6 protein-coding genes, 2 tRNA genes and 1 pseudogene are annotated in these 7,702 nt (G+C 56.5%); 8 read left to right on the top strand and 1 reads right to left on the bottom strand.

What is annotated here, in order from left to right:
* From ACILRN_RS14520 to ppx, 5 genes and pseudogenes are all read left to right on the top strand, one after another.
* Nucleotides 1-246 (top strand): annotated as a pseudogene (locus ACILRN_RS14520) (CDP-alcohol phosphatidyltransferase family protein); the annotation flags it as partial.
* Nucleotides 243-1,334 carry an AI-2E family transporter gene (locus ACILRN_RS14525; RefSeq protein ID WP_395689475.1) on the top strand — a complete coding sequence of 364 codons (1,092 nt, stop codon included), beginning with the start codon at nucleotides 243-245 and terminating at the stop codon, nucleotides 1,332-1,334. The pseudogene ACILRN_RS14520 and the gene ACILRN_RS14525, both read left to right, overlap by 4 nt.
* Before the next feature lie 20 nt (nucleotides 1,335-1,354).
* Complete coding sequence (locus ACILRN_RS14530) at nucleotides 1,355-2,035, top strand: hypothetical protein (protein ID WP_395689477.1); 681 nt, start codon at nucleotides 1,355-1,357, stop codon at nucleotides 2,033-2,035.
* Between the two features lie 88 nt (nucleotides 2,036-2,123).
* Nucleotides 2,124-4,304: an RNA degradosome polyphosphate kinase gene (locus tag ACILRN_RS14535; protein WP_395689479.1), complete on the top strand. Its 2,181-nt coding sequence runs from the start codon at nucleotides 2,124-2,126 to the stop codon at nucleotides 4,302-4,304.
* Nucleotides 4,301-5,815: an exopolyphosphatase gene (gene ppx / locus ACILRN_RS14540; RefSeq protein WP_395689481.1), complete on the top strand. Its 1,515-nt coding sequence runs from the start codon at nucleotides 4,301-4,303 to the stop codon at nucleotides 5,813-5,815. Before ACILRN_RS14535 ends, ppx begins: the two co-directional genes overlap by 4 nt.
* Nucleotides 5,816-5,842: 27 nt before the next feature.
* Here the strand turns inward: ppx and rnd are convergent, their stop codons facing one another.
* Complete coding sequence (rnd, locus tag ACILRN_RS14545) at nucleotides 5,843-7,006, bottom strand: ribonuclease D (protein WP_395689482.1); 1,164 nt, start codon at nucleotides 7,004-7,006, stop codon at nucleotides 5,843-5,845.
* 313 nt (nucleotides 7,007-7,319) lie between these two features.
* Between rnd and ACILRN_RS14550 the strand changes: the two genes are divergently transcribed.
* From ACILRN_RS14550 to ACILRN_RS14560, 3 genes are all read left to right on the top strand, one after another.
* Nucleotides 7,320-7,404 (top strand) — tRNA-Tyr (locus ACILRN_RS14550).
* Between the two features lie 56 nt (nucleotides 7,405-7,460).
* Nucleotides 7,461-7,534: transfer RNA gene (locus ACILRN_RS14555), tRNA-Gly, on the top strand.
* A gap of 49 nt (nucleotides 7,535-7,583) precedes the next feature.
* Nucleotides 7,584-7,702 (top strand): GTP-binding protein (locus ACILRN_RS14560; protein WP_290541975.1); only part of this gene is annotated, 119 nt, incomplete at its 3' end.

A 7,702-nucleotide genomic window follows, 5' to 3' on the forward strand; every position in this document is an offset into this window, starting at 1 on the left:
CTATCGCGACTGATGGATCAGCCGGTTCGGGTGGTTCCGCTCATGGTCAGCAAGGTCAACACTGTAGCGCAGATCCTGTTCATGGTGACGGTGCTCGGGGCAGCAGCCGCTCGGTTGCCGCTTGTGGAAATCGTCACGCTGGGCGGAATTCCGGTTGCACTGTTGACGCTGCTCTCGGGAGCAGCCTATCTGTTTGCGTGGCTCCGGCATATGGCCGGAAATGACAGAGAGGAGCGCAGGCCATGACGTTGCAGAGACAGGTGTTGATCTGGACGCTGTGCTTCGTGGCCCTTATTGCGGTGCTGTGGCTGCTGAGCCCGATCCTGCTGCCTTTTCTGGCTGGGCTGGTTCTTGCCTATTTTCTTGACCCAGTGGCGGATTGGCTTCAGAAACTTGGTCTTTCCCGTCTTGCCGCAACGATCATGATCGTTGTCGTTGCACTGGTGGTTCTGGTGGCGGCGCTGGTGATTGTCGGGCCGATGCTCGGGACGCAGATCAGCAAGTTTGCCGGCGAGTTGCCGGCCCTGATACAATCGCTAAGCGACCGGTTTAATCTGCTGGCGCCACAATGGATGAAGGATCTTGTGGCGCGCAGTGGAGCCGACATCCAGGGCTCGATTTCGCAATTCGCGGGTAGGGCTGCCGACTGGATACTTGGGCTGCTGAAGACGATCCTGTCAGGTGGAATGGCCCTGGTGAATTTGATTTCTCTTCTCGTGGTCACTCCAATTGTCACTTTCTACATGCTGATCGACTGGGACAGGATGATTGAGACGATTGATGGCTGGGTGCCACGAGAACATGTGGAGACGGTTCGCAGCCTTGGAAGAGAGATCAACGAGGCGATGGCGGGGTTCATCCGTGGCCAGGGAAGCGTCTGCCTGGCGCTGGGCGTATTCTATGCTGTCACTCTATCGCTTGCGGGACTTAATTTCGGCATGGCAATTGGTATCCTGGCGGGGGCGCTGACCTTCATTCCCTATGCCGGCGCCATGATTGGAGGAGTTCTGGCTATCGGCGTGGCGTTGGTGCAGTTTTGGCCAGATTTTGCGTCGATTTTGCTGGTCGCCGGAATTTTTGGTGTTGGCCAGTTTCTGGAGGGCAATTTTCTTTCTCCGAAGCTGGTGGGCCAGAGTATCGGGCTACATCCCGTCTGGCTCATGTTTGCATTGTTCGCCTTTGGCTATGCGTTTGGTTTCGTGGGCCTGCTGCTGGCAGTTCCGCTTGCGGCCGCAGCTGGAGTGCTGACGCGGTTCGCCTTGCGGAAATATCTGAGCAGCCGCCTCTATCTTGGAGCCGAGACCGTCACCAGGAAAGCTGACGCTTCCGGATGACTAGTGGAAACAGTCGACAGTTGGTCCTCGATCTGCCTCTGCGCACGGCGTTGGGGCGGGACGATTTCCTCGTAACGCCTTCCAATGCGGCAGCGGTTTCCCTGATTGACCGTTTCCCGGACTGGCCAGTTAGGGCCGCTGTGATCATTGGCAGCGCCGGGAGTGGCAAGAGCCATCTAATCGAGGTTTGGCGCCGACTGTCCGGTGCGAGACAGGTCACGGCGTCAGAGCTTCACCGTCAACTGCCTCATGAGCTCCTCTCGGCGGGAGCTTTGGCCATTGATGATGCCCCCGGCGAGAGTCTCGATGAGAGGACCCTGTTTCACGTGTTGAACCTTGCCCATCAGCATCAGGCCTATGTCCTACTGGCCAGTGGCACAGATCCCGCTCAGTGGTCAGTGACGCTTCCCGATCTCGCCTCGCGCCTTCGTGCCCTTCCCGTGGCGAGGCTGGAGCCACCGGATGACGCGCTGCTGCGGGGCGTTCTGGTCAAGCTGTTCAGCGATCGACAGCTCGTGCTGGATGAGAGCGTTATTTCCTATTTAATGCTTCGTATGCCGCGGTCGCTCGAGGCCGCCCAGTTGCTTGTTTCAGGTATCGACAGGCTGGCCTTGAGTGAAAAGTCCCCGGTCAGCCGTACGCTGGCTGCCAGAGCATTGGCGTCGCTCATCGGACAGGCCCGGCTGGATGAAGAGGATTGAATACAAGCGCTTTAAGCGTGTTCACCCAAGCGTCATGAGCCTGTTATAATGACAACTTCGGCCTTGGGCTCTCGAATAAAGGGTTCTCATGAATAATCCAACAGCTGGCGTGCCGTCGATCATCACCAGGGACATGACGCAGCGGTTTATCAACCGCGAGCTCTCATGGCTAGGATTCAACATGCGGGTTCTGGAAGAAGCCAGAAACATGACGCATCCGCTACTTGAACGACTGCGTTTTCTATCGATCTCGGGCAACAACCTCGATGAGTTTTTCATGGTGCGGGTTGCTGGCCTGGTGGGGCAGGCTCGAGAAAAGCTTCCGCAGAGAAGTGATGATGGATTAACCGCCCAGGAGCAGCTTGATCAGGTTCGTGGGCTTGCTCAGACGCTAATGGCCGAGCAGGATAGGCGCTGGCGCCAGCTGCGAGAGGAGCTTGCACAAAATGGAATCGTGATTACAGATGGCTCTGATCTCCAGCCGCACGAGTCATCTTGGCTTGATGAGCGGTTCTTGCAGCAGATCCTCCCTGTGGTTACTCCAATTGCCATAGATCCAGCGCATCCGTTTCCCTTCATACCTAACCGTGGATTCATCATCTGCCTTGAATTGAAGCGTCGGAAGGACGGGGGACTGATGAATGCGCTGCTGCCCATTCCTCAGCAACTGGACCGCTTCGTACGCTTGCCAGCCAGTGAGGGGCAGCCTGCGGTTCGGTTCATTTCGCTGGAGAACATGCTGAGCCTTTTTATTCCAAGACTTTTCCCAGGATACGAGGTGAAGGGTCAGGGTGTTATGCGCGTTATTCGGGACAGTGACATCGAAATCGAGGAAGAAGCAGAAGATCTGGTGCGCGTGTTTGAAACGGCCCTGAAGAGGCGGAGGCGAGGCTCCGTGATACGCATGGAGGTCGACGCTCAAACACCGGTGTCATTGCGTGAGTTCATCGCTTCGGAGCTGGACGTACATCGGGATGCCATCGTCGAGTGTGCTGGTCTCGTAGGATATTCCGACACGCAACACCTGATTCTCGACGAGCGTCCGGACCTGAAGTTCAAGCCGTTTATCGCCCGGTTCCCGGAACGGATCAGAGATCATGGTGGAGATTGCTTCGCGGCAATTCGTCAAAAGGACATCGTAGTCCATCACCCCTATGAATCCTTTGATGTAGTAGTCCAGTTTGTATTGCAGGCCGCCAATGATCCTGACGTTGTAGCCATCAAGCAGACCCTCTATCGAACATCCAAGGATTCTCCCATAGTCGCAGCGCTGGCCAAGGCGGCCGAGGCTGGAAAATCCGTCATGGCGCTCGTCGAGCTGAAGGCGAGATTTGATGAGGAGGCAAATATTCAGTGGGCGCGCGATCTCGAGCGTGCCGGCGTTCAGGTTGTCTTTGGCTTCATCGAGCTCAAGACCCATGCCAAGGTGTCCATGGTGGTTCGCCGGGAGGGTAGTCAGATGCGTACCTACGTGCATTTTGGCACCGGCAATTACCACCCGATCACCGCGAAGGTTTATACTGATCTTTCCTTCTTCACTTGTGATCCCGCCCTTGTCCGGGATGCTGCTCGTCTGTTCAACTTTATTTCGGGTTACGCTCAACCGGAGGACCTTGAAAAGATTGCGCTATCACCAATCAATCTCAAGGACAGATTGCTCGAGCACATTGGAGATGAAATATCCCACGCCAAGGCAGGTCGGCCGGCCCAGATATGGGCCAAGCTAAATTCGATTGTTGACCCAGGTATTATTGATGCGCTTTACGAGGCGAGCTCAGCAGGCGTGCAGATTGACCTCGTCGTCCGCGGCATTTGCTGTTTGAGGCCTGGGGTTCCGGGCCTCTCAGACAACATACGGGTCAAGAGTATCGTGGGCCGCTTTCTTGAGCATTCACGGATTGTATGTTTTGGAGCAGGTCACGCGCTTCCGCACAAGCGCGCCAAGGTTTACATCAGTTCCGCCGATTGGATGCAGAGGAACCTGCACAGACGAGTTGAAACACTCATTCCGATAGAAAACCCTACCGTACATGATCAGATACTCGACCAGATCATGGTGGCAAATCTGCGAGACAATCAACAGAGCTGGGAATTGCTGGCAGATGGGTCCTCACGTCGCGTCGCATTGGCTGCCGATGAGGAACCTTTCAATGCTCATGACTATTTCATGAAAAACCCGTCACTGTCTGGCCGTGGACGATCCCAGGCTGGTAACGTACCGCCCGAGATCCAAAAGCGTCCGAGGGGCAAATCGAGGTCTGTGACGTGAGTTGGCATAAGGGTTTTCGCACCGCGCCCCCTAAGTATCGGCCCGTAGCGGTTGTAGATATCGGGTCTAACTCGGTTCGTCTGGTCGTGTACGATGGGTTGAGGCGGTCCCCAACTCCTATTTTCAATGAAAAGATCCTGTGTGGATTGGGCCGTGGGCTTGCGACCAAGGGCCGGCTGGCCGAGGATGGGGTTGTAAGGGCACTATCTGCCCTTCGCCGGTTTAGGGCCTTGTCGCGGCAGATTGGAGCAAAACATGTATTCGCCGTGGCCACTGCCGCTGCTCGGGAGGCAGAAAACGGTAGTGAGTTCGTCGCTCGTGCAGAAAAGGCGCTGGGCGCAGGCATCAAGCTGCTCTCCGGCAAGGAAGAAGCACGGCTTGCGGCATTGGGTGTCATATCAGGAATTCCATATGCTGATGGCGTGGTCGGCGACTTGGGAGGTGGCTCGCTCGAACTCATCGATATCAAGGATGGAAGACTGCGTGAGGGCGTGACGTTACCGCTTGGTCCTCTGCGGCTGATGGATGTTTCGGGGGGCTCGATAGACAAGGCAAGGCGGATTGTTGACGAAGCCCTGATCAACAGTGGGATGCTGTCGCAACTCAAGGGGCGGACCTTCTATGCGGTTGGGGGTACTTGGAGAAACCTTGCAAAACTCCACATGGCGCAAAGTCACTATCCACTTCATGTACTGCATAGCTATCGGCTTGCGCGTGCCCAGGCGATCTCGTTGTCTGGTCTCGTCGCGCAGCTCTCGCCAGCTTCGTTGCGTGATGTCCGCGAGGTTTCAAAGAGCCGCGCGGATACAATGCCTTACGGCGCTATGGTGCTGGAAAGGCTGCTCGCTCATTCAGGTGCCGGTGGTGTTGAGGTCTCAGTCTACGGTGTACGGGAAGGTTTACTGTATTCAAAATTGACATCTCGCAAGCGGCAGAGCGATGCCTTGCTGTCCTCTTGTTGGGATTTTGCACGCCGGTACGCGCGGTCTCCGGAACATGAGCTCGAGTTGTGTGATTGGACGGACCAGCTCTTCGGAGAAGGCAAGTTACCCGAGACCGCGGCCCAGAAGCGATTGCGGTATGCCGCGTGTCTGCTTGCCGATATCGGCTGGCGAGCACACCCTGATTACCGGGCAGAGCGGTCACTTTCCATGATTTCTCAGGCAGCTTTTGTCGGCATCGACCACCCTGGCCGAGTGTTTCTCGCGTTAACGGTTTTCTACCGTTATGACGGCGGTGGGGAAGACGGTGACGGTCTCAACCGGCTGCTTGGCGATGAAGATCATCAGAGGGCACATCTCTTGAGCAGCATTTTTCGGCTTGCATACATCCTGTCGGCCGCCATGCCCGGAAAACTGCCGGACATCCGCCTGAAGCTCGGGGACAATAGGACCCTCATTCTGACCCTCCCTCGGAAGCTTGCAGATCTTGCGGGTGAGAGAGTCGACAAGAGATTGACGGGGCTGGCAGCTGAAATGGGCCGCACCGGTAAAGTGGTGATAGGCCGCTGAGCGAGCGATGAGACGCTATTCGGCCGCTTAGCAAAGTTTTGCCGTGGTCATGACCCGCACCTCTCCCTGATCGAAGCCAATAACCGCCTCTCCACGCTTGATGGACAGCGCCACGTTGCCAAACAATTCTCGCCGCCAACCTTTCATAAGATTGATGTCCGCATCTTCGCGTTCGGCAAGCGCATCGATATCCGAGGTGGAAGCAACAAGGCGGGGAGCGATGCCTTCTTTTTGGCATACAACCTTCAGCGCGAGCTTTAGTACCTCGGCGGCCGCTTGTGCGGCCTCGGTCATCTCGGCGCGCTCCTCTGAGGGTTGCGGCAGACTTTTGGGATCGCGTGAAAGGCCGTCCGCGACCGCCTTCAGCAAGACTTCACCCAGTCTGGAATTAGCTATGCCGCGAGGCAGAGCGCGCAACTGTCCAAGTGCCTCGCGCGTTTGCGGTATCTGGGTCGCAATTTCGGCGACGGCATCGTCCTTGAGTATGCGCGAGCGGGGCACGTTCTTATCCCGGGCTTCGCGCTCGCGCCAGGCTGCAACTTCCATGAGAACGCCAAGTTGCCTTTTTGAACGAAGCCGAAGTTTGATGCGCTTCCAGGCATCCTCAGGTTCCGTGCGATATGTCGCTGGATTTGTGAGGATGTCCATTTCTTCCCTAAGCCAGTGTTCACGGCCGTTTCGATCAAGTTCGGACTTCAGAGCCAGATAGACAACTCTGAGGTGGGTGACATCAGCAAGGGCATAGGCAAGCTGCTTGTCGCTCAGCGGGCGCCGCGACCAATCCGTAAAACGGGAGGATTTGTCGATCTGCGCCCGTGCAAGGCGGCGTACGATTGCTTCGTAGCCTACCTGATCGCCAAACCCGCAGACCATCGCCGCAATTTGCGTATCGAAAACGGGGTGGGGAACAATGCCAGCCTTGTGGACCATGATTTCAATGTCCTGGCGGGCTGCGTGAAAAACCTTGAGCACCGAGGGATCGGACATGAGGTCGAAGAAGGGTGTAAGATCCATGCCGGGGGCCATGGGGTCAATCAGGCCCTGAGCCGTGTCGCCGGCCACTTGAACCAGACAGAGATCGGGCCAGTAGGTCGTTTCCCGCATGAATTCGGTATCGACCGTGATGAAGCGCTCGGTGGCCAGGTTGCGGCAGAGGCGGGATAGCGATTCGGAAGTATTGATGAGGTCCATGTAGGCAGGGAAGCGCGAACCCTGTGCGAGGTCAATGGTTTCTGCGAATATTGCATCTTGGGCCATAAAGCGCTTTAGATCAATATGTTAGAGAAAAGAAGCTACAGGGGGTATGCATTTCAACTCTGTAACCGTTGTTTGCGCTCCAGGGTTTCGGAACGAAGAACGAAAAGACCTGGCGGCACGGTAATCAATCCCTTGACTTGCAAGATCTCTGCGGTCATAACCCGCCGACTTATCGGCCCGGGTTTCGTCCCGGGCTGATTGACGTTTGGCAGAAAGCCAGAGGGTTTGCCCTTTCCGAGGGTAGAGCGGGGGAGTGTCCCGAGCGGCAAAGGGGGCGGACTGTAAATCCGCTGGCTTCGCCTTCGTAGGTTCGAGTCCTACCTCCCCCACCACTGGCTGGAGTTAGGCGCTCTGAACTGGGTGATGTGTACGAATGACGGAAGATCGGGCGGGTGTAGCTCAATGGTAGAGCAGCAGCCTTCCAAGCTGAATACGAGGGTTCGATTCCCTTCACCCGCTCCAAAGTTTGAATTGCGAATGCCGCTGAGGCGGCCAATAGGGTAGATCGACGATGGCCAAAGAGAAATTCAACCGCGACAAGCCGCACTGCAACATTGGCACGATTGGTCACGTTGACCACGGCAAGACGTCGCTGACGGCGGCGATCACGAAGGTGCTGGCCGAGACGGG

It is taken from the genome of Aestuariivirga sp. (assembly GCF_044238155.1).
GTDB lineage: Bacteria > Pseudomonadota > Alphaproteobacteria > Rhizobiales > Aestuariivirgaceae > Aestuariivirga.